This is a genomic window from uncultured Roseovarius sp. (assembly GCF_913057115.1).
Classification (GTDB): domain Bacteria; phylum Pseudomonadota; class Alphaproteobacteria; order Rhodobacterales; family Rhodobacteraceae; genus Roseovarius.
In genome coordinates this window covers 17,738-39,821 of the sequence record NZ_CAJXNN010000031.1, presented here as the reverse complement: position 1 = coordinate 39,821, position 22,084 = coordinate 17,738, and the positions used below count along the sequence as shown (strand labels likewise).

Below are 22,084 nucleotides of genomic sequence, written 5' to 3'. Positions count from 1 at the left end.
GAATTCGCGCGCCACCACCACATCGGCGGGCAGCAAGAGTTCGCATCCTGCCGCGCCTGCCTTGGTCATGATTTCGCGGGCGGTATCGGCCATCTCGTGTTCGCAGAGCGATTTGCCGACGTTCAGGCCTTGGGCGGCAAGGAAGGTATTGGCCATGCCGCCGCCGATCACCAATTGGTCGACTTTTTCGACGAGGTTGCCCAGCAGGTCCAGCTTGGTCGAGACCTTGGCCCCGCCAACCACGGCCACGACGGGTCGCTGAGGCGCGCCAAGCGCGGCTTCGAGCGCTTCAAGCTCGGCCTGCATCAGGCGCCCGGCGCAGGCGGGCAGGTGATGAGCCAGACCTTCGGTCGAGGCATGGGCGCGGTGGGCTGCTGAAAAGGCATCGTTGCAGTAGGCGTCACCCAGCCCGGCCAGACGGGCCACGAATTCAGGCTCGTTGGCCTCTTCGCCAGGGTGGAAGCGAATGTTCTCCAGAAGCAGAACCTCGGCACCCTTGGCCTCGGCTGTGGGGGTTTCGGCCCCTTCCAGCGTTTCGATGAACTGAACCGATCGGCCAAGCGCCTGTTCGAGGGTGGGGACGATGGGGCGCAGTGACATTTCGTCGACGACCTTGCCCTTGGGGCGGCCAAAGTGGGCGATGAGCATCGGTTTGCCCCCCATCTCGAGGATATCGTTGACGGTGGGGGCGATGCGGATGATGCGGGTGGCGTCGGTGACGATACCATTTTCGATGGGCACATTGATATCAACGCGGGTCAGGACGGTTTTGCCTGTCAGGTCCATGTCATCAAGTGTTTTCCAGCTCATCCCCGGGTCTCCGTGTATCACTTTTACGCGGGCTTCTCTTGGCCTGTTGGGGGCGGGTCGTCAAGGTGGCGCTTGTCCATTGTGCCGCGACGCCATAGGTATCGGGGAAAGATATCACAGGAGGAGGCCCGCATGGCCGAGATCAAGGACCCCGAAAACACCATTTTGATGGAACTGAAAGATGGCACCGTGACCATCGAGTTGCTGCCCGACGTGGCCCCTGGCCATTGCGAGCGCATGAAGGAACTGGCGCGCAGCGGGCAGTATGACAACGTCGCCTTTCACCGGGTGATTGACGGGTTCATGGCGCAGACCGGCGATGTGGCCAATGCCAACATGGAAAAGGATTACAATCCGCGCATGGCGGGCACCGGCGGCAGCGATCTGCCCAATCTCAAGGCCGAGTTCAGCCGTATTCCGCATGATCGCGGCACGCTTGGTGCGGCGCGCAGTCAGAACCCGGACAGTGCCAACAGCCAGTTCTTCATCAACTTCGGCGACAACCATTTCCTCAATGGTCAGTACACAGTCTATGGCAGGGTGATCGAGGGCATGGAGCATATTGACGCCATTCAGCGCGGCGAGCCGCCCGCGAACCCCGACCGGATGATCAGCGTCAAGGTGGCCGCCGATGCATAAGCTGGCCGCAGTTCTGAGCGTGGTGGCAGCGCCTGCGCTGGCCACGGGGTTGGAAATCGAGGTGTCGGGCGAGGCCAATGGCGTGGTCAAGATCGACCTTTTGGAAGATGTGGCGCCCGGTCATGTCGCGCAGATCACCGAATTGGCCGAAGAGGGCGCCTATGATGGCGTTGTCTTTCACCGGGTGATCGAGGGCTTCATGGCGCAGACCGGCGATGTGGAGTTCGGGTTGATCGAAGGCGGTGACATGCGCCGTGCGGGCATGGGGGGCAGCGACAAGCCGGACCTGAAGGCGGAGTTTTCCGACATTCCCTTTGACCGTGGCGTCGTGGGCATGGCCCGCAGCCAGAACCCCGACAGCGCCAACAGCCAGTTCTTCATCATGTTTCAGGAAGGGCATTTCCTGAACGGTCAATACACGGTCGTGGGCCGTGTGACCGAGGGCATGGAAGTGGTCGATGCCATCAAGCGCGGCGAGGGCCGCAATGGTGCGGTTGTCGGTCAGCCCGACGTGATGACCAGCGTTACGGTGACGGAGTAAGCGATTGGCAGGCCCGACGGGATATGAGCCGCTCAACACCCTCAAGCCGGTGGCGGAGGGGATTTGGCTGATCGACGGGCCTGCCATCAAATCTTATGGGTTTCCCTTCCCGACCCGCGCCACGGTGGTGCGGTTGGAGAATGGCGATTTGTGGGTGCATTCGCCCACGGAATTGACCGACGCCTTGCGTGACGAGTTGGACGCGTTGGGGCCGGTCAAGCATTTGGTGGCCCCGAACCAGTTTCACTATTCGTACCTCAACGATTGGCACGCGGCTTATCCCAAGGCCGCCCTTTGGGGCGCGCCGGGGGTCGTTGAGCGCGCGGCCAAGCATGGCGTGACCCTGCCCAAGCTGCGGGAGTTGCAGTGGGACCGGGCCGAGCGGCCATGGTCGGGGCAGATCAAGCAGTTGATCGTGCGCGGCAGCCGGTGGCACAATGAGGCGGTTTTCTGTCACAAGGCGAGCCGGACGGTGATCGTCACCGATTTGATCGAGGCTTTGGATACGGCGAAACTGCCGGCACATTGTCGGCCTTTCGTTTGGATCAACGGGATTGACGACAGCGACGGGAAAACCCCGCCAATCATTCGCTGGAGTTACAAGGACAAAGCCGCCATGGCCGAGGATTTGGAAACCATGATCGGCTGGGGGCCGGAGCGGGTGATCTTGGCGCATGGGCGCTGGTACGAGCGCAATGGCGTGGCCGAGTTGGAGCGTGCCTTTCGCCGGGTTTTGAAAGATCACCGCTGGGACAAGCTGATCAAGCACGCCAAGGACAAGCAGGCCGAGCAGCCCAAGCGCTGACGCCGCATCACGTTTCTGTGCGGCCCTATAGGGCGGCGCGGGGTTTTAGGGCATGATCGGGCCACTTTTGGAGGTGGACCGATGCGCATTTTTCTTACGCTTTTGACCTGTTTTGCCGTTTTGGCCGGGCCGGGGCAGGCCGAGCCGAAATTCTGGAAACACGAATGGCCGAAGACGGATTTCAGCCTGACGAGTGTTGAAAGCTGGGTCGAGATCCTGTCGGGCGGGCCGCCCAAGGATGGCATTCCGGCGCTGAGTGATCCGGGGTTCATCCCGGTCGCCGAGGAAAGCCGCATCGCGGGCAACGAGCCGGTCATGGTGGTCCAGATCGGGCAAGCCAAGGCGCGGGCCTATCCCATTCGCTACCTGACATGGCATGAGATCGTGAACGATGTGGTGGCGGGCGTGCCGGTGGCGGTGACCTTCTGCCCCTTGTGCAATTCCGCCATGGTATTTGACCGGCGCACCGAGCACGGTGTGCTGAGTTTTGGGGTCTCGGGCAAACTGCGCAATTCGGATATGGTGATGTATGACCATCAGACCGAAAGCTGGTGGCAGCAGGCGATTGGCGAGGCCATCGTTGGCGATTTGACCGGGACCGAGTTGCAAAGCCTGCCCGGGTGGATGGAAAGCTGGGACAGGTTTCGCGCGGCGCATCCTGAAGGGCTGGTGATGGAGCAGCCAAGTTTTCCGAGACGCTATGGGCATAACCCTTATCGAGGCTACGACACATCCTCGCGGCCCTTCCTTTACAACGGAGAAAACCCGCCGCATGGCATCGCCCCCTTGGCCCGCGTCGTGCGGGTGGATGACAAGGCATGGCCTTTGGAAAGGGTGCGCCGCGAGGGCGGCGTGAAAGAGGCCGGGGTGCGGATTTCATGGGAGGCTGGCCAAGCCTCGGCGCTTGATACGGGGCAGATTGCCAAGGGGCGGGATGTTGGCAATGTGCGGGTGCGCGACAGGCAGGGGCAAGACGTAGCTCATGACGTGATGTTCGCCTTTGCCTTCCATGCCTTTTGGCCCGAGGGGGACTGGATGCTGGGGCGGTAGTGCCGATTTCTTGAAAAGAAATCGGTCCGAAATCTTTTGAAGATTTCGGTTGGCTCGTACCGGTTACATTGCCAGCCAGAGGCCCGCGGCGATGATCTGTGCGGCCAAGATTAAGAACAGGTAGCGGCGGAAGGGCTGTTTGCGGGTTTTATGAGACAACCCGTGAATAGCCGCGAAGATGCCCGGCGTTCCGCCAAGGGCGGCGATCCAGAGCAGGCGTTTTTCAGGGACACGGCGGCGGCGTTTGCGGGCGGCGCGTTTGTCCCATGCCATGAAAAGCAGCGCCGCAAGGTTGATTGCGACGGCCCAGATCAGGGTCAGTTGTGAGGTGTCGGGCATGGCGGGCCTGTGGTGGGTGCGGCCTTGCCGGATAGCCTTTGGACGGGCGCGCTTCAAGGGTGCTGCGCTGCGGCGTGAAATTATGGTTGATTTTTTCACGGAATCGGATGAGCGTGAAAAATGAGCGTAAATTTTCACGGAAAGCCCATGCAGCAGAGCGCGATCACCACGTCACAGACCCTTGGGGCGGACCTGCGGGCCTTGCGCAAGGCGCGGGGGCTGACCCTGACCGAGCTGTCGGAGGTCTTGGGCCGGTCGGTGGGGTGGCTGAGCCAAGTGGAGCGCGACCTGTCGGAGCCGTCGATCAGTGATCTGCGCGAGATTGCGGGCGCGCTGGGCGTGCCGATGTCGATGCTTTTTGGGCAGGCGAGCGCGCCGGTGGAAGAGCAGGGCTATGTCGTGCGGGCGGGCGCGCGGCGACCCATGGGCGCGGGTGAAGAAGGGTTGGTGGAGGAATTGCTGTCGCCGGATCTGACCGATGATTTCGAGGTGATCCATTCCACCTTTGCGCCCGGATCGCGGATGCAGGTGCCCGCCAAGCGGCCTACGCAGGAGGTGGGCTATATCATTTCCGGGCAGTTGGAGTTGCGGATTGGCGAGCGGGTGTTTTCCGTTGGCCCCGGCGACAGCTTCCGGTTTCGTGGTGAGCTTTATAGCTGGTCGAACCCCCATGATACCCCTTGCGTGGCGATCTGGGTGATCGCCCCGCCGGTCTATTGAGGGGCGTGCGATGGGTTTCGAGGCTTGGACCATATTCGCGCTGTTTTGGGTGGTGTTCGTGACCACACCGGGGCCGAACCACCTGAATTGTTTGCGCAATGGCATGACCGTGGGCTTTCGCCGGGGGCTTTGGGGGGTCTTGGCGATCATCTGTCAGGCGAGCCTGTTTTTGACTCTCTCGGCGGCGGGGGTGACGGCGCTTATTGCGGCCTCGCCGGTTGGGTTTGCCGTGGCCAAGTGGATCGGGGCCGCGGTTTTGATCTGGCTGGGCGTGCGCGGCTGGATCATGGCGCGGCGGCCTGTGGCGGTTGACATGGAAACGCGCGGATCGGTGTTTTGGCGGGGGTTCATGGTGGCGACCATCAACCCCAAGAGCGTGGCGGGCTATCTGGCGGCCTTCAGTCAATTCGTGCAGCCCGATGTGCCGATCTGGGATCAGATGTGGGTGATTTTCCCCACGGCTTTGACCATCACGGCGCTGAGCTACACCGGGTTTACAGCACTTGGCGCGGGGTTGGGCCGGGTGGCCTTGAACGCGGTGTTCAATGTCTGGCTGCGCCGGGCGATGGCGGGCTTTTTCGTGGCCTATGGCGTGGCGCTTGGCGCGGCCTCGGTGCCGGGGAGGGTGTGATGCAGCGAGGGGCGTGTTTGTGTGGAGAGGTGGCTTTTGTGGTCGAGGCGGAGGTGCAGGATCCGATTGCTTGCCACTGCCGCGAGTGTCGGCGGCAGTCGGGGCATTTCTTTTCCGCCGTAGCCGCGCCCAAGGCGGCGGTGCGGATGACAAAGGAGGTGGGCCTTGCGTGGTATCGTGCGAGTGACAAGGCCGCACGCGGGTTTTGCCGCACCTGTGGGTCCAGCTTGTTTTGGCGGGCGGATGAGGGGCCGACGGTGATGGTGGCCATGGGAGCCTTGGAAGCGCCCACGGGCCTGCGCCTGAGCGGTCATTACTGGGTTGAGGAGAAGGGCAGCTATTACGACATCTCCGACGGGTTGCCGCAACATGGAAGGGGCGGCGCATGATCCGGGGGGCTTGCCTGTGCGGGGCTGTGCGCCTGCGAATCGAGGGGCCGCTGCCTGACCCTTGGGCCTGTCATTGTGGGCAGTGCCGCAAGCAAACGGGGCATCATTTGGCATCCATTGAGGTGCCGCGCGCCTGTGTTGCCTTTGAGGGGCTGGATGCGATTGGGCGCTATAGGGCCAGTGAACGGGCCGAGCGGGGCTTTTGCCAAACCTGCGGCAGCACATTGTACTGGCGGCTGGACGGGTGCGAGACCATCTGGATTGCCATGGGCCTTTTGGACGACATTGAGGGTCTGCACCTGACACGGCATGTGCATCTGGCGGATAAGGGTGATTATTATGACATCCCCCAAACACTGGGGGTGGGCGCATGATCTGGGACGTCCTTACCGGGTTTGAGCCTGCGCTTTTGGTGGCGTTCATCGCTGCCGGGTTGTTGTTGAATATCACGCCGGGGGCGGATTTCGTCTTTGTCTCGGCCAGTGGGATGCGGGGCGGGCCGCGCATGGGGATGGCGGCGGCCTTGGGGGTGAACCTTGGCATCGTGGTGCATGTGACCATGGCGGCGGCGGGGCTGTCGGCGATCCTGCTGGCGCGGCCTGCGCTATATGATGTGATACGCTATGCCGGGGCGGCCTATTTGCTTTGGCTGGCGGTGCAGGCGTGGCGGCACGCCGATGATGTGCAGGAGGCGCGTGCGGCGCAAAGCCTGTTGCGCGCGGTGCGGCGGGGTTTCTTGACCAATGTGTTGAACCCCAAGACGGCGCTGTTCATATTCGCATTCATTCCGCAATTCACCGACCCCGCGATTGGCCCGCTTTGGGCGCAGATCGTGGTGTTGGGGGCGATTTTCACCGTGTTTGGATTTGCCTTTTCGCTGTGTCTTGGGGCGGCGGCGGGGGGCTTTGCCCATGTGTTGCGGGCCCGTGCGGGGCTTTTGAACCGGGTGGCGGGGGTGATGTTTGCCGGGCTGGCGGCGCGGTTGATCTGGGATTGAGACAAGGGCCACCGCGCGGCGGGGCCATAGACAAAGGGAGAAAGACATGGCGGATATGCCCAACAAAGCGAAGGTTGTGATCATCGGCGGCGGCGTTGTCGGGGCCTCGTGCCTCTATCATCTGGCCAAAAGGGGCTGGAGCGACTGTGTTCTGCTGGAAAAGAACGAGTTGACCGCTGGCTCCACCTGGCATGCGGCGGGCAATGTGCCGTCTTTTTCGACCTCTTGGGCGATCATGAACATGCAACGCTATTCCATCGACCTGTATGCCCGCTTGGGCGAGGAGGTGGATTACCCGATGAACTATCACCAGACCGGATCAATCCGGCTGGCCCATTCCAAGGAGCGGATGCAGGAGTTCGAGCGCGCCAAGGGCTGGGGCAAGAACCAAGGCATGGACCTTGAAATTCTGAGCGTCGAGGAGATCAAGGAACGCTATCCCTTCATCGAGACCCATGACCTTGAAGGCGCGCTTTACGATCCCAACGATGGCGATATCGACCCCGCGCAGGTGACCCAAGCGCTGGCCAAGGGTGCGCGCGACATGGGCGCCAAGGTGATCCGCTTTTGCCCCGCGACCGGGGTGACCAAGGACGGCGAGGGGTGGATCGTACACACCGACAAGGGCGATATTGCTTGTGATTACGTCGTGAACTCGGCGGGTTATTACGCGCAGCGGGTAGGCGAGTGGTTCAAGCCCTATGGCGGGCGCACCGTGCCGATGATGGTGATGAGCCATCAATATGTCCTAACCGAGGAGGTGCCCGAGATCGAGGCATGGTCGAAGGCCAATGGCGGGAAGAAGCTGCCGCTGCTCCGGGATGTGGACGTGTCTTATTACTTCCGGCAGGAAAAGCATGGCTTCAACATCGGCCCCTATGAGCCGAACTGTAAGGCGGAATGGGAAGAGTCGGGCGATGCGATCCCCGAGGATTTCTCGTTCCAGCTTTGGTCGGATGATCTGGACCGGATCGGCGACATCGTGGCCGACAGTATGGAGCGGGTGCCGGTGGCAGGTTCCGCCGGGATCAGCCGGATCATCAATGGCCCCATCCCCTATGCCCCCGATGGCATGCCCTTGATCGGGCCGATGCCGGGGGTGAAGAACGCCTTTGAATGTTGTGTCTTTACCTTTGGCATTGCCCAAGGGGGCGGTGCGGGCAAGGTGCTGGCCGAATGGGTGATTGATGGCGGGACCGAGTGGGATATGTGGGCGGTCGATCCGCGCCGCTATACCGATTACACCGATCACGATTATTGCGTGGCCAAGGGGATGGAAGTCTACGGCCATGAGTACGCCATGCATTTCCCGCATCACGAATGGCCCGCCGGCCGCGACAAGAAGCTGTCGCCGGTGCATGACAAGGTCAAGGCGCTGGGCGGTCAGATGGGGGCCTATAACGGCTGGGAGCGGGCCAATTGGTTTGCCAAGCCCGGTGACGATACCAGCGAGGAGGCCACGCAAACCTGGAACCGCAACGGGCCATGGGCCGTGCGGGTGAAAGAGGAATGTGAGGTGGTGCGCGATGCCTGTGGCGTGCTGGACCTGCCGGGGTTTACCCGGTTGTGGATCTCTGGCGAAGGGGCCGATGAGTGGCTGCGCGGCTTCGTGACCGGCGGTTTGCCCAAGGTGGGGCGGATGAACCTTGTCTATGTCGCCGATGAGCGGGGCCGTATCCTGACCGAGTTTTCCTGCATCCGGTTGGAGGAGGACAGTTTCGTTCTGATCACCGCCGCCACGGCCCAGTGGCACGATGGCGAATTGGTGCGCAATGCCTTGCCCGAGGGGTTGGAGTGCCGCGAGACCACCACCGAGCGCGACGTGCTTTTGGTGGCCGGGCCGCAAAGCCGCGACGTGTTGGGCGGGCTGACCGATGCCGATTTGTCCTTGCCGTGGCTAAGCCATCAGCATTGCACGGTGGCGGGCCAGAAGGCGTTTTTGATCCGGGTGAGTTTCACCGGAGAATTGGGTTGGGAAGTACATGCCGAGAATGACGCCATCCCGGCGATTTACGACGCGCTTTTGGAGGCCGGAGCCAAGCCCTTTGGCATGTATGCGCTGAATTCCTTGCGGATCGAAAAGGGTTATCGCGCGTGGAAGGGCGATTTGTCGACTGATTATTCGATGTTGGAAGGCGGGTTGGAGCGCTTCGTGAAATTCGACAAGCCGCAGGCGTTCACCGGAAAGGCCGCTCTTTTGGCCGAGAAACAGCAGGGCCGCAAGAAGGCCTTTGTGCAGTTGATCGTGGAGGCCGGGGAGGCGGATGCACCTTACATGGCCCCGATCTGGAGCGAGGGCCAGATCGTGGGTGAGGTGACCAGTGGCACATGGGGCTACCGTGTCAATGCCTCGGTCGCGCTGGCCATGGTGCGGGCCGATCTGGCGGTGCCGGGGACCGCATTGGAGGTCGAGATTTACGGTGAGCGGTGTCGTGCCGTTGTGCAACCCGATGCCCCCATGTGGGACCCTGAGAACGAAAGGCTGCGGGCGTGAGCATGGTGTTCGACGTCACCTTCAGGGGCAAATCGCCCGTCGCTCTGGAGACGCGGCGCGCGAATTTGCACCTTGCCCTGAGGACGGAGGGGCTGACGGTTGGTGTGGATATTCTGGCGACGCGACCGGGCATGACGACAGATGACCGGGGCGCGCCGGGATGGGACGCGCCGGTGGGTCTTGACCTGAGTGTACCGGGCGTGGCTTTGCCGGATGTCGAAACCGGTCTGCGGGAGCGGGAGATCGCATTTGCGGGCGTTCCGGAGCTGGATCAGGGGTTTTTCCATTATTGGGATCACGAAAGCCACGCGCGGTTGCGGGCTGTGCTGCGGTGTGACGCGACTGGCCGCTATACCGTTGCGGCGGAGGGAGAAAGTGAGTCGGGCCATCGATTCCGGCTGGATCAGGCGGTGAAGCTGGTCGCGGCCACGGCGCGCGACGATGTCGATGCCGGTAGCGCGCGTGTGCGCGCGTGTTTTGAGCCGGGGGCGGAACTGACCCTTGCCGACATGCCGAACGGCGGTGTGATCGCAAAGCCGGCGCAGGCAACGGCGTGACGGTGCGTGACTCCATGTCCGTCGTGTATCTGACCGGCCACGGCGGGCTCGACAAGCTTCAGTGGCGCGAGGATATCCCTGTGCCACAGCCCGGGAAGGGGGAGGTGTTGGTCAAGGTACTGGCCGCCGGTGTGAACAACACCGATATCAACACGCGCGAGGGGTGGTATTCGGCGGATGTGACGGGGGCCACTGGTGAGATGCAGGAAGGTGTCGAGGCCGGTGGCTGGGCCGGGGCCTTGCGCTTTCCGCTGATCCAAGGTGGGGATCTGTGCGGTCGTGTCGTCGCCCATGGTCCGGGGGGCGGGGCGATTGCCGTGGGCCGCCGCGTGACTTGCCCGATCAACCAACCGCGCCCTAGCCCGGAAAGTCCGGTTGGGTTCGAGGCTTTGGGATCGGAATACAACGGTGCCTTCGCGGAATATTGCGTGGTGCCGGAGTGCGATCTTTATGATGTCACCGAGGCGCCGCTCAGTGATGTCGAGATTGCCGCGATGCCCTGTGCCTTTGGCACGGCGGCGGGATTGCTGGACCGGGCGGGCGTTGCCTCGGGGCAACGGGTCTTGATCACCGGCGCCTCGGGTGGGGTTGGCTTGGCCGCTGTGCAATTGGCCGCGCAGGACGGGGCTGAGGTTGTCGGCGTCGCTTCCCCCGCCAAGGCGGATATCGTGCAAGAGGCCGGGGCGGTGCAGGTGTTGGGTCGAGAGGACACTCCGCCAGCGGATGCCTTTCATGCGGTGATTGATCTGGTGGCTGGCCCCGGTTGGTCGGGTTTGATCGACGCGCTGCGGCCCGGTGGGCATTATGCCGTGGCCGGGGCCATTGCCGGGCCGATCGTCGAGGCCGATTTGCGGCGGATTTACCTGCGCGATATCACGATCCATGGCTGTACCTATCAGCCACCCGAGGTCTTTGCCCGGCTGGTTGAGAAGATCAACGCCGGTGCGCTGCGCCCCTTGGTTGCCAAGACCTATCCAATGCGCGACATCCGGCAGGCGCAACAGGATTTCATGGCCAAGGCCCACGCGGGAAAACTCGTGCTGTTGCCGCCCGCCGTGGCCGCGCCGTAAGGGAAAGAGCTTCGTATCATGGCAAATATCACGCTTTTGGATGGCTCAATCGGGCAGGAACTGGTCAAGCGGGCGGGCGACAAACCGACGCCGCTTTGGTCGACGCAGGCGATGATCGATCACCCCAAACTGGTGGGGGAGGTGCATCTGGAGTACCTGCAAGCCGGGGCGACGGTGATCAGCACCAACACCTATGCGGTGCTGCGTGACCGCTTGGCGCGGGTTGGGCTTGAAGATCAGTTGGAGACCCTGACCGACAGGGCCCTCTCGGCCGCGCGCCGGGCGCGGGCGGCTTTTGGTGCCGGGCGCGTGGCGGGGGTGATTGGACCCTTGGTGCAATCCTATCGCCCTGATCTTTGCCCGCCCGCTGATGAGGCCGCCCAGATTTACGCCGAGCCAGTGGCGCTTTTGAAGGATCAGGTGGACCTTTTCCTGTTGGAAACCATGGCCTCGGTCGATCAGGCCGAGGGCGCCTTGCGCGCGGCTTGCGGGCAGGGGGTGCCGGTCTGGCTGGCGGTGACGGTGGATGACGAGGACGGCACCCGCCTGCGGTCGGGCGAGCCACTTGCCGATCTTGCCCCGCTGCTTGCGCGCTATCAGCCCGAGGCGATCCTGATCAATTGTTCGCGCCCCGAGGCCGTGGCGCCTGCGCTCGATATTCTCAAGACCTTTGGCCTGCCCATCGGCGCCTACGCCAACGGCTTTACGGCCATCAGCGAGGGCTTTTTGCAAGAGGCTCCCACCGTCGATGCCCTGAGCGCGCGGCACGATCTGTCACCCGCCGCCTATGCGGATTTCGCCATGGGCTGGATCGCCCAAGGCGCGCGCATTGTCGGCGGCTGCTGCGAGGTGGGGCCGGACCACATCCGCGAATTGGCGCGGCGGATCAAGGAGGCAGGCCATGAAATCGTCTGACCACCCTCGGTCTTCTTCTGTTGAAAAATATCCCGGGGGGAGCGTTGAAAATCCAAGGATTTTCAACGTGGGGGGCAGCGCCCCCCACCGGTCGGATCGCGTCAGCGATCCGAGACATGACTAGAAACACTCAATGAGGATAAACATGGCTGATCTTCCGCAAAAGGCCCGCGTGGTCATCATCGGTGGTGGTGTGGTAGGCTGCTCGGTGGCCTATCACCTGACCAAGCTGGGCTGGACAGATGTCGTCTTGCTGGAGCGCAAGCAGTTGACCAGCGGCACCACATGGCATGCTGCAGGCCTCATTGCGCAGCTTCGGGCGACGGCGAATATGACCAAGCTCGCCAAATACTCGCAAGAGCTTTACGGCAATCTGGAAGAGGAAACCGGCGTTGCCACAGGCTTCAAGCGGGTGGGATCGATCACCGTGGCCCTGAGCGAAGAACGCCGCGAAGAGATTTACCGCCAAGCCGCCATGGCCCGTGCCTTTGGCGTCGATGTCGAGGAAATCAGCGCGGCGGAGGTGCAGGGCAAATATCCGCATCTCAATATCGAGGGCGTCAAAGGCGCGGTTTATCTGGACAAGGACGGGCAGGGCGATCCGGCCAATATCGCGCTGGCCTTGGCCAAGGGCGCACGGCAGCGGGGCGCGATTGTCAAAGAGCGTGTGAAAGTGACCGGCGTGGCGCGCTCGGGTCAGCGGATCACGGGCGTCGATTGGCAGGCCGAGGATGGCGCCTCGGGGCATATCGAGGCTGAGATGGTGGTCAATTGCGCGGGCATGTGGGGCCATGAGGTGGGCCGGATGCTGGGCACCAATGTGCCGCTTCAGGCCTGTGAGCATTTCTATATTGTCTCGGAGCCCATCGAGGGGCTAAGCCAGTTGCCCGTCCTGCGGGTGCCGGATGAATGCGCCTATTACAAGGAAGACGCGGGCAAGATGATGCTGGGCGCGTTCGAGCCCACATCCAAGCCGTGGGGCATGCAGGGCATCCCCGAGGATTTCGAATTTGACCAACTGCCCGAAGATTTCGACCATTTTGAGCCTATTCTGGAATGGGCGGTGAACCGGATGCCGATGCTGGGCGAGGCGGGCATTCATACTTTCTTCAACGGGCCGGAAAGTTTCACGCCCGATGACGCCTATCACCTTGGGCGCTGCCCCGAGATGGAGAATGTCTGGGTCGCGGCGGGGTTCAACTCCATCGGTATTCAAAGTGCGGGCGGCGCGGGCATGGCGCTGGCCCAGTGGATGGAGGATGGCGCGAAGCCCTTTGATCTGGGCGATGTGGATATTGCCCGGATGCAGCCCTTCCAAGGCAACAAGCGTTATCTGGTGGAGCGGTCGACCGAGACCTTGGGTCTGCTTTATGCCGATCACTACCCCTACCGGCAAAAGGCCACGGCGCGCGGTGTGCGGCGCACGCCTTTCCATGCGCAGCTTTTGGAACAGGGCGCTGTCATGGGCGAAATGGCTGGGTGGGAGCGGGCCAATTGGTTCGCCAAGCCGGGGCAGGAGCGGGAATACCAGTATAGCTGGAAGCGGCAGAACTGGTTTGACAATGCCGCGACTGAACACGCCGCGATCCGGGGCGGTGTGGGCATGTATGACATGTCGAGTTTCGGCAAGCTGCGGGTCGAAGGGCCGGAGGCCGAGGGGTTCCTCAACCACGTTTGCGGCGCGGATATGGGCGTGCCGGTGGGTAAGATCGTCTATACTCAGTTCCTGAATGAGCGAGGTGGGATTGAGGCGGATGTCACTGTCACCCGCCTGTCGGAAACCGCCTATCTGGTGGTTACCCCGGCGGCGACGCGGTTGGCCGATGAGACATGGCTGCGCCGTCATCTGGGGGACCGGATGGTTGTGATCACCGATGTGACGGCAGGCGAGGGGGTTCTGGCCGTGATGGGGCCGCGCGCGCGGGAGGTGATGCAGGCGGTCTCGCCCAATGACTTCAGCAACGCGGCGCATCCCTTTGGTCAGGCCCGGCAGATCGAGATCGGCATGGGGTTGGCGCGGGCGCATCGGGTGTCTTACGTCGGTGAGCTTGGTTGGGAAATCTATGTCAGTGCCGATATGTGCGGCCATGTGTTCGAGACATTGATGGAGGCCGGGGGGGCACATGATCTGAAACTATGCGGGATGCATGTGATGGACAGCTGCCGGATCGAAAAGGGGTTCCGGCATTTTGGCCATGACATCACCTGTGAGGATCATGTTCTGGAAGCGGGGCTTGGCTTTGCCGTGTCGAAAACCAAAGCCGATTTCATTGGCCGCGCGGCGGTGGAGCGCAAGCGCGAAGAGGGATTGCGCCATCGCATGGTGCAATTCCGGCTGAGCGACCCCGAGCCGATGCTTTATCATAACGAACCTATCCTGCGGGATGGGCAGATCGTCGGCTACCTGAGTTCGGGCAACTACGGCCACCATCTGGGCGGGGCTGTCGGGCTGGGGTACGTGCCGTGCCAAGGGGAAAGTGCTGCGGATGTTCTGGCCTCAAGCTATGAGATCGACGTGGCAGGCACGCGGGTTGCGGCCGAGGCCAGCCTGAAGCCGATGTATGATCCGACCTCCGAGCGGATGCGCGGCTAATCCCCCTCGCAATCGGGGCGCGTTCGGGATATGGCCCGGAGCAAGCGGATTGGAGTGTGATGATGGATGACGAGGTTCTGGCGCGTATCGCGGCTTCGCCTGCCCGGCGGGTCTTGGGGGTTCTGTCGATGGGCGGGCTTGGCGCGATCTTGGTCTATGTGGCCATGGTGCGCCCACCTGCGCATTTTGGCTGGCAGGTTTTTCTTATCTTGATGGGCGTTGCCGCGCTTTATCTGGCCAATCGGATGCGCCTTGCCACGGCGGAAGTTCTGGAACTGACGCGCGAGGAATTGCGCAGCACCGATGGCACGGTAATTGCCCGCATCGAAGAGATCGAGCACCTGGACCGGGGCTTTTTCGCTTTCAAACCGTCGAACGGGTTTCTGATGCGGTTGAGCACCAAGAAAAAGGCCCGGTGGGAACCGGGCCTGTGGTGGTGTCTTGGACGGCGGGTGGGGATAGGGGGTGTTACGCCTGGATCGCAATCCAAGGCGATGTCCGAAATCCTTGCTGCCTTGATGCATGAACAGTCGACCTGAAGCTCGTTTGATCAGCCTTGGCCGAGGACCGCTTGATAGCTGACCTGTGGTACGAACCGCGGTGCGGTAAAGATGCGCGTTTCGATATCGACCGGTATGCTCAGACCCACGGAAAACAGCGAATTGAAGGTTGAAAACGCTTCAACGAGAATAATTTGCTGACCATCCGTCAAGATCGGCAAGGTGTCATGGGCGTTGCGAACGTCTTCATCCGCTAGGGGCTCCAAATCACCCGTTCCGCGTGTCTCGGACCACTGGAGTTCGTAAATGTCATCGGTGGCGTTGTATTCGACAACACTGACCCGGATTTGATTGTTTTCTCCATCGCCGACCATATCGTTGAACACTTGGCGTGTCCGGTCCATGTAGTTATCCGTGATCGGAAGCTGCTCGCGCGAGATCATGTCGGCGACAGTGAAGGTCGCCTTTTCGCGCGCGCTTTTGTAGCGGTGAATCTCGTGGAAATCGTAGGATGCCGCTGCGGCCCAGAACAACAGAGGCAGAGCGATCACGGTTTCGACCGTGATGGACCCGCGTGTATCTTCGCGGAAGCGTTGCAGCAGGGCTTTCAAACGTTGAACGAACATCTTACTCGGGCTCCTGAACGAAGGCGGTTATGGCAACGATGCTGGCATCACCGCTGGCGTCTTTCTTGAGTAGTTTACCCAAGAGGTCATCGGGAAAGAGCGGTTCGTATTTGTAGCAGGCACGCAGGACCATCAGATCGTTCTCGCCGCCACTTTGGAACATAACGGGTTCGCTTTCTTCCGCCCGGTCGGTGCAATCGACATCGCTGCTAAGCGAAGAGTAATTGCGGATGCTGCGGGTTCGCATTTCAAGGCGCAGCGAGCTTTCGCAATTGCGGATCAGGGCAGCATTGTTGCAGACGGATTCCTTGATGTCATCGTGGTCCCAGTTTGCGCCGGTCCCAAGGCGGATTTCGCGAACCGTCATGTCTAGGCCACGATCAAGCAGGGTGTGCCGAAGGGTGATGAACCCCAGTTCGATCGACATCAACATGAAGGACAGGAAGACCGGGAACACCAGCACGAATTCAACCGAGGCACTGCCACTGGTGTCGCGCCGGAAGCGGCGGAGTGTGGAAATCATGAAGTTCTTCATTGTGTCAACTTCAAAGCTAGGACGTTTGCGGCGATCGAGCCGAACGTCTGTTCAATGTTCAGGGTCGTTGAGTTGAAGTGATTGGCCGGAATACTGGCGCATTTTTCCAATTCTTCCGAGGCGCTCTCCGTTTCTCCCAACTCGAAGGCGATGGTGTAGATGGTCACGCCCTCTCTATCGGCAGCATGGCACGTATCGACCATGCGTGCGTTCTTTTCCGAACTGGTCAGACGGTCATTGGATCGATAATTGTACTGGTCGTAGGCGCCCGAGTCGCCGGTGATATCCATGTATTCATAAGGCGTCATCAGGCCCCATGCCTCTTCCCAGGAAAAGCGCTCGTAGAACTTGTCCTCGGGTTGATCGTAGTTTTCCTCGACTTTATCGATCGTCTCTTCTGCCAAATCCATGGTATCCACGGCCACGTCGAAATCTATCGACAGGTCGCTCAGGATACCGTCGTTTTCAGGTAGATCGGCGATCTTGGCGTCGAACTCCGATTGGGTGAAGGTGTCGCCTTGCGAGAAACCCTGTTCCGAGTCGAGGCGGATGTAGTGGTTCGATACCGGGGAGTAGACGTAGAAGGCTGGTTCGGGTTGCCCTTCCCCGCTGCCTTCCACTTCCACTTCGTTGTATTCGCAGGTCCAATACCAATACCATCCACAAAGGGGTTCGTAGTAGGAGACGTGGCCCCAGGGCGTGGTCGCGCGCACGAAGACCATTTCCGTTTCAGCGCCAGTCGGCTCGTTCAGAAGGTACAGGTTGGAATTGGGCCCGCGGTAATCGTCAATCACGTGTGAATCAGCCTGGTCGGGATTCAAGTGATTGTTGGGATCTCTCAGGAGATAGCTATTCGAGTTCGCACCATCGCCCATGATGACCATGATCTTCATGGCTTTGGAACTTCCGTAGGCTTCCGGCACGGTCGTGAGTTCGGTCGCGACCGTCATGGTGCGCGTCGAGGTGATTGCACCGTCGTCGTCGGTGACGGGAATCGTTTGTGCATTGGTTTTCAGAGCGGTTCCGACCGTCTGGAAGTTCGGGTCGAGGAGCGCCGCACCCCATTTCACGCCCATCTCGGAGGATGTACCACCGGCAGCCGTCAGGGCATCGATCTTGTCGTGCAGGTCGGCTTCATTGCTGGAGTAGGCAAGGATCTCGAACCGTGGATCGCTGTAGCAGGACGCGTTGTAGGCGCTTGACAAGCCTGCTTCGATGTCACCGTTTCCGACGGTGCCGAAATCGGCATTGTTCCAACTGCCATAATCAACCGAGGTGAAGACCGTCTGGGTGTATTTCCGGTCGTTTCCGATATAGCTGTCTTTGGACTCGATGTACGGGTCCTCAAAATCATCTTCGTGGAAGGTCAGGCACCGCGAGTAGTGGTGCGTCGTATTCACGTTGAGCACGTTGTAAATCGCTGCGGGCGGGGCCGAGTTGAAGCTGTAGGGAACGATCGAGAAGGCAACCTTGCCACCCTCGGAATTGTCGATGATCTGGGTTACGAAGCTTTTCGCAGCGGTTTTGAGCGCGTCCAAACGGTCGCCGGACATGGAGCCCGAGACGTCGAGCACAAGCACCACCTCAAGTTGCTGCACACCTGTCCGGGCCGTCGATGCGGCATTCGCCTTGAGCGTCTTGATGCCCGAAAGGCGCATGAAATAGGTGTCCAGCTCCTGACTTGCCGACGCGCTGACCTTGGCGGTCTTCTCGGTCATGATAATGTCACCTTCATTGAAGGTGTGCAGGTAATCCTCAAGGCCTGCCTTCTTGAAGTGGTCCTTGATGCGCTCTTCGGCGTCGGGCGTGTTGGGGTCTTCGTCATAAGGGGACGAGGCGGCTGCCAAGACAGCGGCATCCAGGTTGGCCTGCAGTTTGGCGCGATGCATCTCTTGCCGCATCGTGTCGACAGCCACGCCGCCCATGACCAACATGAACATCAGAATGAAGAAGGTATATACCGTCATGCTGCCGTCTTGGTCGTCACGGAAGCGTTGCAGTCTTGCGATCTGCTGCTTCACGCTGGTTTTGACCGCGGCGCGGAATTGTAGACCGATGTTATGCATTTTAGCACCTCTTCGGACGGATTTCGCCCATAGGAACGGAATAAGATCGTTATCGTATGCATAAGATAAATGGCGGAATTTAGGCCAAATTGGGAAAGAACATGGCGCAAAAGGTACCTTGCGTTGACGATGGGCGCGCTTTGCGTCGATTGTCGCGAAATTGGGGATATTCAGCTTTGGAACGGGAAACTTGGTGATTGCCGTTTGCTGCGGGTGGACAAAATTGTCGCATGCTTTAACGATATTGGAACGCATTCATTGCTACCAGAGCTGGCGAAAAGACCAGCCGACACCGGGGAGACCAACATGACCAAGACCAAGGAACCGACCTTTCGCGAAAGCGTGGATTTGATGTTCAACCGCGCGGTTTCGCTAATGGACCTGCCGCCGGGGCTGGAAGAGAAGATCAGGGTTTGCAACGCCACTTACACCGTGCGTTTCGGCGTGCGCCTGCGTGGACAGATCCATACCTTCACCGGCTATCGTAGTGTCCATTCGGAACATATGGAGCCTGTGAAGGGTGGTATTCGGTATTCAACCGCCGTCAATCAGGATGAGGTCGAGGCCTTGGCGGCGCTAATGACCTATAAGTGCGCGCTTGTGGAGGCCCCCTTTGGAGGGTCGAAAGGGGGGCTTTGTGTCGACCCGCGTGAGTGGGACGAGCATGAGCTGGAACGCATCACCCGCCGCTTCGCCTATGAACTGGCCAAGCGCGACCTGATCCACCCCAGCCAAAACGTGCCTGCGCCTGACATGGGCACGGGCGAACGTGAGATGGCATGGATCGCCGACCAATACCGGCGGATGAACACCACCGATATCAACGCGCGGGCCTGTGTGACGGGCAAGCCGGTGAACGCCGGCGGCATCCAAGGCCGGACCGAGGCCACGGGCCGGGGTGTGCAATACGCCCTGCGCGAGTTCTTCCGCCATCCCGAGGATGTGGCGAAGGCCGGGATGAGTGGCAAACTGGAAGGCAAGCGCGTCGTGGTGCAGGGCCTTGGCAACGTGGGCTACCATGCGGCGAAGTTCCTGACCGAGGAAGACGGTTGCAAGGTGACAGCCATAATTGAGCGTGATGGCGGGCTGATGGATGAAAACGGTCTGGATGTCGAGGATATCCGCAATTGGATCGCCAAGCATGGCGGGGTGGATGGCTATCCGTCGGGCAAATATATCCGGGATGGATCGAAATACCTTGAGCATGACTGTGACATCCTGATCCCGGCAGCACTTGAAGGGGTGATAAACCTTGATAATGCCGAGAACATCAAGGCACCCCTGATCATCGAGGCGGCGAATGGCCCGGTGACGGCCGGGGCGGATGCGATCCTGCGCAAGAAGGGGGCGGTGATCATCCCTGATATGTATGCCAATGCCGGCGGTGTGACAGTGTCCTATTTCGAGTGGGTCAAGAATCTGAGCCATATCCGGTTTGGCCGGATGGGCCGCCGCCAAGAAGAGGCCCGGCACGAATTGATTGTTGGTGAACTGGAGAAACTGGACAATCACCTTGGTGAGTCCTGGACCATGTCGCCGGATTTCAAGCAGAAATACCTGCGCGGTGCCGATGAATTGGAGCTTGTACGCTCTGGCCTGGATGACACGATGCGCACGGCCTATCAGTCGATGCGCACGATCTGGCATGAGCGGGATGATTGCGAAGACCTGAGGACCGCAGCCTACCTTGCCTCGATCGAGAAAGTCGCATCAAGCTATCGCGCCTTGGGATTGTAGGGATGAGCGATGGCCACCTCGGTGCGCAAAGCCTGCCGGTGTGGCGCGGTTGAGATGACCTTGGCCGTGCCCGCCCCGGCGGCGGGCACGCGCGTTACCTGCTTTTGCAAGGATTGCCAAACTGCGGCTCGGCTTTACGAGGACGGCATTGATATCCTTAGCCAGGCCGGCGGGACGGACATTTGGCAGACCACGCCTGACCGTATCACCTTCGCGAAAGGTGAGGACCAGTTGGAAATCCGGCGGTTGTCGCCGAAGGGGCTGTATCGGTGGGTCGCGCGGTGCTGCAACACGCCGATGATCAATACCATGTCAAAGGTTCATTTGCCTTTTGCGGGCGTCGTTCTGCGCCGTTCCGAGGTGGAAGCAGAGGCAGCCAGCCTTGGACCGTCACGTTGCCAAGCCTTCACGCGCGATGCGGTGCCCGAAAAGGGCATCCCGTCTGGTGACAGAGGCTTTTATTATGCCGGGTTTCGCATACTGGCGCGATTGGTGGCCGCATTGATGTCCGGGCGCAGCAGGCAAAATCCGCTTTTGAGCGAGGATGGCGCGCCTATCGCACCGGTCGTCGTAATATCTCTTGAGCAGCGAAAAGCCGCAATACCGAAGCACCTGCGTTAAGGCATCCAACGGCGTTTCTTCTTCGCGTCATTTCAGGCGACAGGCGGGATCTTGATTGCCCGGTTTCGAGATTGCCGCAAATAATTGCGTGGCGCCGTTTCCGACCATTGCCATCGGGCATGGAACTTGGTTCACTCCGGCCGAAGTATCAGGGAGATGGCGATGCGCTTTTCCGGTTTGCGCGTTTTGAAAGAGGGCCTGACAGGCAACAAGGTCTGGCAGTCGCATTGGCGCGATGCGACACCCAAGGATGCCTATGACGTGGTGATCATCGGCGGCGGCGGGCATGGCCTTTCAACCGCCTATTACCTGGCCAAGGAGCATGGCATCACCAATGTCGCGGTGCTTGAAAAGGGGTACCTTGGAGGCGGCAATGTTGGCCGCAATACCACCATCGTGCGGGCCAACTACTTCCTGCCGGGTAATTCGGAATTCTACAGTCATTCCCTCAAGCTGTGGGAAGGGTTGGAAGAAGACCTGAATTATAACGTGATGCATTCGCAGCGCGGTCAGATTGCGCTTTTCCATTCCGATGCACAGCGTGACGCGGCGATCCGGCGGGGCAATGCCATTCGCAATCAGGGCGATGATGTCGAGCTGTTATCGGTGGCGGACCTCAAACGCATGCTGCCCTATCTGGATTATGACCAAGCGCGCTTTCCCATCTATGGCGGGTTGTTGCAGCGGCGGGCGGGGACCGCGCGGCACGATGCCGTCGCTTGGGGCTATGCCCGGGGGGCGAGCGACCGGGGCGTGGACCTTATCCAGAACTGCGAAGTGACGGGCATTGATATCGAGGGCGGAGTCGTCAAGGGCGTGCAGACCACGCGCGGCGCGATCAAGGCCAAGAAGGTGGCGATCATCGTCGCGGGCCGGTCCAGCCAAGTGGCGCAGATGGCAGGTATGCGCCTGCCCATTGAAAGCCATGTCTTGCAGGCTTTTGTGACCGAAGGATTAAAGCCCTGCATCGACCATGTGGTCAGCTTCGGCATGGGGCACTTCTATATCAGCCAGTCGGACAAAGGGGGGCTCGTTTTCGGTGGCGACCTGGATTTCTATGCCTCTTACGCCGCGCGCGGCAACCTGCCCATGGTGGAGCATGTGATGGAAGCGGGGATGACCCTGATGCCCGCCATCGGCAAGGCCAAGGTATTGCGCAGTTGGGGCGGGATCATGGATATGACGCCCGATGGCTCGCCCATCATCGACAAGACCGGGGTCGAGGGCCTCTATCTGGATGCGGGTTGGTGTTATGGCGGGTTCAAGGCGGTGCCGGGATCGGGGTTCAGCATGGCGCATCTGGTGGCCACGGACAGGCATCACGACCCGGCGGCGCGTTTCCGTCTGGACCGCTTCCGCACGGGGCGGGGCCTGATGGACGAAGAAGGCACCGGCATGCAGCACAACCTGCATTGAGGCGCGACATGGGTATTGGCAAAAAGCGGATGA

The 22,084-nt window shown here is 60.8% G+C and carries 23 protein-coding genes; 18 read left to right on the top strand and 5 right to left on the bottom strand.

The features are described 5' to 3' along the window. The coding region (gene pgk, locus QZ498_RS12960; protein WP_294622882.1) for a phosphoglycerate kinase at positions 1 to 810 on the bottom strand (810 nt) is incomplete at its 3' end. A gap of 132 nt (positions 811 to 942) precedes the next feature. Between pgk and QZ498_RS12955 the strand changes: the two genes are divergently transcribed. From QZ498_RS12955 to QZ498_RS12940, 4 genes are all read left to right on the top strand, one after another. Next, entirely contained in the window at positions 943 to 1,449 is a 507-nt protein-coding gene (locus QZ498_RS12955) for a peptidylprolyl isomerase (RefSeq protein WP_294622880.1), read from the top strand. Beyond that, positions 1,442 to 1,990: a peptidylprolyl isomerase gene (locus tag QZ498_RS12950; protein WP_294622878.1), complete on the top strand. Its 549-nt coding sequence runs from the start codon at positions 1,442 to 1,444 to the stop codon at positions 1,988 to 1,990. The genes QZ498_RS12955 and QZ498_RS12950 overlap by 8 nt, the downstream gene beginning before the upstream one ends. A 4-nt stretch (positions 1,991 to 1,994) precedes the next feature. Next, a complete protein-coding gene (locus QZ498_RS12945; RefSeq protein ID WP_294622876.1) occupies positions 1,995 to 2,795 on the top strand; it encodes a DUF4336 domain-containing protein in 801 nt (266 codons plus the stop codon). 81 nt (positions 2,796 to 2,876) lie between these two features. Beyond that, on the top strand, positions 2,877 to 3,845 hold the full coding sequence (locus QZ498_RS12940) for a DUF3179 domain-containing protein (protein WP_294622874.1): 969 nt from the start codon (positions 2,877 to 2,879) through the stop codon (positions 3,843 to 3,845). 63 nt (positions 3,846 to 3,908) lie between these two features. Here QZ498_RS12940 and QZ498_RS12935 read toward each other — a convergent pair whose 3' ends face one another. Beyond that, positions 3,909 to 4,184 carry a DUF1294 domain-containing protein gene (locus QZ498_RS12935; RefSeq protein WP_294622872.1) on the bottom strand — a complete coding sequence of 92 codons (276 nt, stop codon included), beginning with the start codon at positions 4,182 to 4,184 and terminating at the stop codon, positions 3,909 to 3,911. A 147-nt stretch (positions 4,185 to 4,331) separates the two neighbouring features. On the opposite strand from QZ498_RS12935, the gene QZ498_RS12930 reads away from it, so the two are divergent. The 11 genes from QZ498_RS12930 to QZ498_RS12880 all read left to right on the top strand — a co-directional run bounded on the left by QZ498_RS12930 (position 4,332) and on the right by QZ498_RS12880 (position 15,089). Next, positions 4,332 to 4,904 (top strand): XRE family transcriptional regulator, encoded by a 573-nt coding sequence (locus tag QZ498_RS12930; RefSeq protein ID WP_294622870.1) that lies wholly within the window; start codon positions 4,332 to 4,334, stop codon positions 4,902 to 4,904. A gap of 10 nt (positions 4,905 to 4,914) precedes the next feature. Continuing rightward, positions 4,915 to 5,535: a LysE family translocator gene (locus QZ498_RS12925; protein ID WP_294622868.1), complete on the top strand. Its 621-nt coding sequence runs from the start codon at positions 4,915 to 4,917 to the stop codon at positions 5,533 to 5,535. Next, positions 5,535 to 5,924, top strand: coding sequence for a GFA family protein (locus tag QZ498_RS12920; RefSeq protein WP_294622866.1), 390 nt, complete (start codon positions 5,535 to 5,537; stop codon positions 5,922 to 5,924). The genes QZ498_RS12925 and QZ498_RS12920 overlap by 1 nt, the downstream gene beginning before the upstream one ends. Further along, a complete protein-coding gene (locus tag QZ498_RS12915; RefSeq protein WP_294622864.1) occupies positions 5,921 to 6,298 on the top strand; it encodes a GFA family protein in 378 nt (125 codons plus the stop codon). Before QZ498_RS12920 ends, QZ498_RS12915 begins: the two co-directional genes overlap by 4 nt. After that, positions 6,295 to 6,921 (top strand): LysE family translocator, encoded by a 627-nt coding sequence (locus tag QZ498_RS12910; RefSeq protein ID WP_294622862.1) that lies wholly within the window; start codon positions 6,295 to 6,297, stop codon positions 6,919 to 6,921. The genes QZ498_RS12915 and QZ498_RS12910 overlap by 4 nt, the downstream gene beginning before the upstream one ends. A 46-nt stretch (positions 6,922 to 6,967) precedes the next feature. Continuing rightward, the gene (locus QZ498_RS12905; protein WP_294622860.1) at positions 6,968 to 9,415 is read left to right on the top strand and encodes an FAD-dependent oxidoreductase; all 2,448 of its coding nucleotides are present in this window, start codon (positions 6,968 to 6,970) and stop codon (positions 9,413 to 9,415) included. Next, the gene (locus QZ498_RS12900; RefSeq protein ID WP_294622858.1) at positions 9,412 to 9,972 is read left to right on the top strand and encodes a hypothetical protein; all 561 of its coding nucleotides are present in this window, start codon (positions 9,412 to 9,414) and stop codon (positions 9,970 to 9,972) included. Before QZ498_RS12905 ends, QZ498_RS12900 begins: the two co-directional genes overlap by 4 nt. Positions 9,973 to 9,986: 14 nt before the next feature. Next, positions 9,987 to 11,042 (top strand): zinc-binding dehydrogenase, encoded by a 1,056-nt coding sequence (locus tag QZ498_RS12895; protein WP_294622856.1) that lies wholly within the window; start codon positions 9,987 to 9,989, stop codon positions 11,040 to 11,042. Positions 11,043 to 11,060: 18 nt separating this feature from the next. Next, a complete protein-coding gene (locus tag QZ498_RS12890; protein ID WP_294622854.1) occupies positions 11,061 to 11,957 on the top strand; it encodes a homocysteine S-methyltransferase family protein in 897 nt (298 codons plus the stop codon). A gap of 145 nt (positions 11,958 to 12,102) precedes the next feature. Further along, positions 12,103 to 14,550, top strand: a complete 2,448-nt coding sequence (locus tag QZ498_RS12885; RefSeq protein ID WP_294622852.1) for an FAD-dependent oxidoreductase — start codon at positions 12,103 to 12,105, stop codon at positions 14,548 to 14,550. A gap of 62 nt (positions 14,551 to 14,612) precedes the next feature. Next, a complete protein-coding gene (locus QZ498_RS12880; protein ID WP_294622888.1) occupies positions 14,613 to 15,089 on the top strand; it encodes a hypothetical protein in 477 nt (158 codons plus the stop codon). A gap of 11 nt (positions 15,090 to 15,100) precedes the next feature. Here the strand turns inward: QZ498_RS12880 and QZ498_RS12875 are convergent, their stop codons facing one another. Genes QZ498_RS12875 through QZ498_RS12865 form a run of 3 tightly spaced genes read right to left on the bottom strand, consistent with a single transcriptional unit; the run spans position 15,101 to position 18,532 of the window. Further along, positions 15,101 to 15,676 (bottom strand): pilus assembly protein, encoded by a 576-nt coding sequence (locus QZ498_RS12875; RefSeq protein WP_294622850.1) that lies wholly within the window; start codon positions 15,674 to 15,676, stop codon positions 15,101 to 15,103. Between the two features lies 1 nt (position 15,677). After that, entirely contained in the window at positions 15,678 to 16,199 is a 522-nt protein-coding gene (locus QZ498_RS12870) for a TadE/TadG family type IV pilus assembly protein (RefSeq protein ID WP_294622849.1), read from the bottom strand. Between the two features lie 8 nt (positions 16,200 to 16,207). Beyond that, positions 16,208 to 18,532, bottom strand: coding sequence for a pilus assembly protein TadG-related protein (locus QZ498_RS12865; protein ID WP_294622848.1), 2,325 nt, complete (start codon positions 18,530 to 18,532; stop codon positions 16,208 to 16,210). Positions 18,533 to 18,583: 51 nt separating this feature from the next. Between QZ498_RS12865 and QZ498_RS12860 the strand changes: the two genes are divergently transcribed. From QZ498_RS12860 to QZ498_RS12850, 3 genes are all read left to right on the top strand, one after another. Then, the gene (locus QZ498_RS12860; RefSeq protein ID WP_294622847.1) at positions 18,584 to 20,014 is read left to right on the top strand and encodes a Glu/Leu/Phe/Val dehydrogenase; all 1,431 of its coding nucleotides are present in this window, start codon (positions 18,584 to 18,586) and stop codon (positions 20,012 to 20,014) included. A gap of 9 nt (positions 20,015 to 20,023) precedes the next feature. Then, positions 20,024 to 20,635 carry a DUF6151 family protein gene (locus tag QZ498_RS12855; RefSeq protein WP_294622846.1) on the top strand — a complete coding sequence of 204 codons (612 nt, stop codon included), beginning with the start codon at positions 20,024 to 20,026 and terminating at the stop codon, positions 20,633 to 20,635. A 162-nt stretch (positions 20,636 to 20,797) separates the two neighbouring features. Next, a complete protein-coding gene (locus QZ498_RS12850; protein ID WP_294622844.1) occupies positions 20,798 to 22,051 on the top strand; it encodes a sarcosine oxidase subunit beta family protein in 1,254 nt (417 codons plus the stop codon). Positions 22,052 to 22,084: the final 33 nt, after the last annotated feature.

Bases quoted from the DNA above. Each gene is read 5' to 3' on its own strand.
- QZ498_RS12955 (WP_294622880.1), top strand. From the start codon at position 943: ATGGCCGAGATCAAGGACCCCGAAAACACCATTTTGATGGAACTGAAA.
- QZ498_RS12930 (WP_294622870.1), top strand. From the start codon at position 4,332: ATGCAGCAGAGCGCGATCACCACGTCACAGACCCTTGGGGCGGACCTG.
- QZ498_RS12875 (WP_294622850.1), bottom strand. From the start codon at position 15,676: ATGTTCGTTCAACGTTTGAAAGCCCTGCTGCAACGCTTCCGCGAAGAT.
- QZ498_RS12905 (WP_294622860.1), top strand. From the start codon at position 6,968: ATGGCGGATATGCCCAACAAAGCGAAGGTTGTGATCATCGGCGGCGGC.
- QZ498_RS12895 (WP_294622856.1), top strand. From the start codon at position 9,987: ATGTCCGTCGTGTATCTGACCGGCCACGGCGGGCTCGACAAGCTTCAG.
- QZ498_RS12865 (WP_294622848.1), bottom strand. From the start codon at position 18,532: ATGCGTTCCAATATCGTTAAAGCATGCGACAATTTTGTCCACCCGCAG.
- QZ498_RS12880 (WP_294622888.1), top strand. From the start codon at position 14,613: ATGGATGACGAGGTTCTGGCGCGTATCGCGGCTTCGCCTGCCCGGCGG.
- QZ498_RS12910 (WP_294622862.1), top strand. From the start codon at position 6,295: ATGATCTGGGACGTCCTTACCGGGTTTGAGCCTGCGCTTTTGGTGGCG.
- QZ498_RS12920 (WP_294622866.1), top strand. From the start codon at position 5,535: ATGCAGCGAGGGGCGTGTTTGTGTGGAGAGGTGGCTTTTGTGGTCGAG.
- QZ498_RS12870 (WP_294622849.1), bottom strand. From the start codon at position 16,199: ATGATTTCCACACTCCGCCGCTTCCGGCGCGACACCAGTGGCAGTGCC.
- QZ498_RS12925 (WP_294622868.1), top strand. From the start codon at position 4,915: ATGGGTTTCGAGGCTTGGACCATATTCGCGCTGTTTTGGGTGGTGTTC.
- QZ498_RS12890 (WP_294622854.1), top strand. From the start codon at position 11,061: ATGGCAAATATCACGCTTTTGGATGGCTCAATCGGGCAGGAACTGGTC.
- QZ498_RS12935 (WP_294622872.1), bottom strand. From the start codon at position 4,184: ATGCCCGACACCTCACAACTGACCCTGATCTGGGCCGTCGCAATCAAC.
- QZ498_RS12940 (WP_294622874.1), top strand. From the start codon at position 2,877: ATGCGCATTTTTCTTACGCTTTTGACCTGTTTTGCCGTTTTGGCCGGG.
- QZ498_RS12950 (WP_294622878.1), top strand. From the start codon at position 1,442: ATGCATAAGCTGGCCGCAGTTCTGAGCGTGGTGGCAGCGCCTGCGCTG.
- QZ498_RS12885 (WP_294622852.1), top strand. From the start codon at position 12,103: ATGGCTGATCTTCCGCAAAAGGCCCGCGTGGTCATCATCGGTGGTGGT.
- QZ498_RS12855 (WP_294622846.1), top strand. From the start codon at position 20,024: ATGGCCACCTCGGTGCGCAAAGCCTGCCGGTGTGGCGCGGTTGAGATG.
- QZ498_RS12915 (WP_294622864.1), top strand. From the start codon at position 5,921: ATGATCCGGGGGGCTTGCCTGTGCGGGGCTGTGCGCCTGCGAATCGAG.
- QZ498_RS12850 (WP_294622844.1), top strand. From the start codon at position 20,798: ATGCGCTTTTCCGGTTTGCGCGTTTTGAAAGAGGGCCTGACAGGCAAC.
- QZ498_RS12860 (WP_294622847.1), top strand. From the start codon at position 18,584: ATGACCAAGACCAAGGAACCGACCTTTCGCGAAAGCGTGGATTTGATG.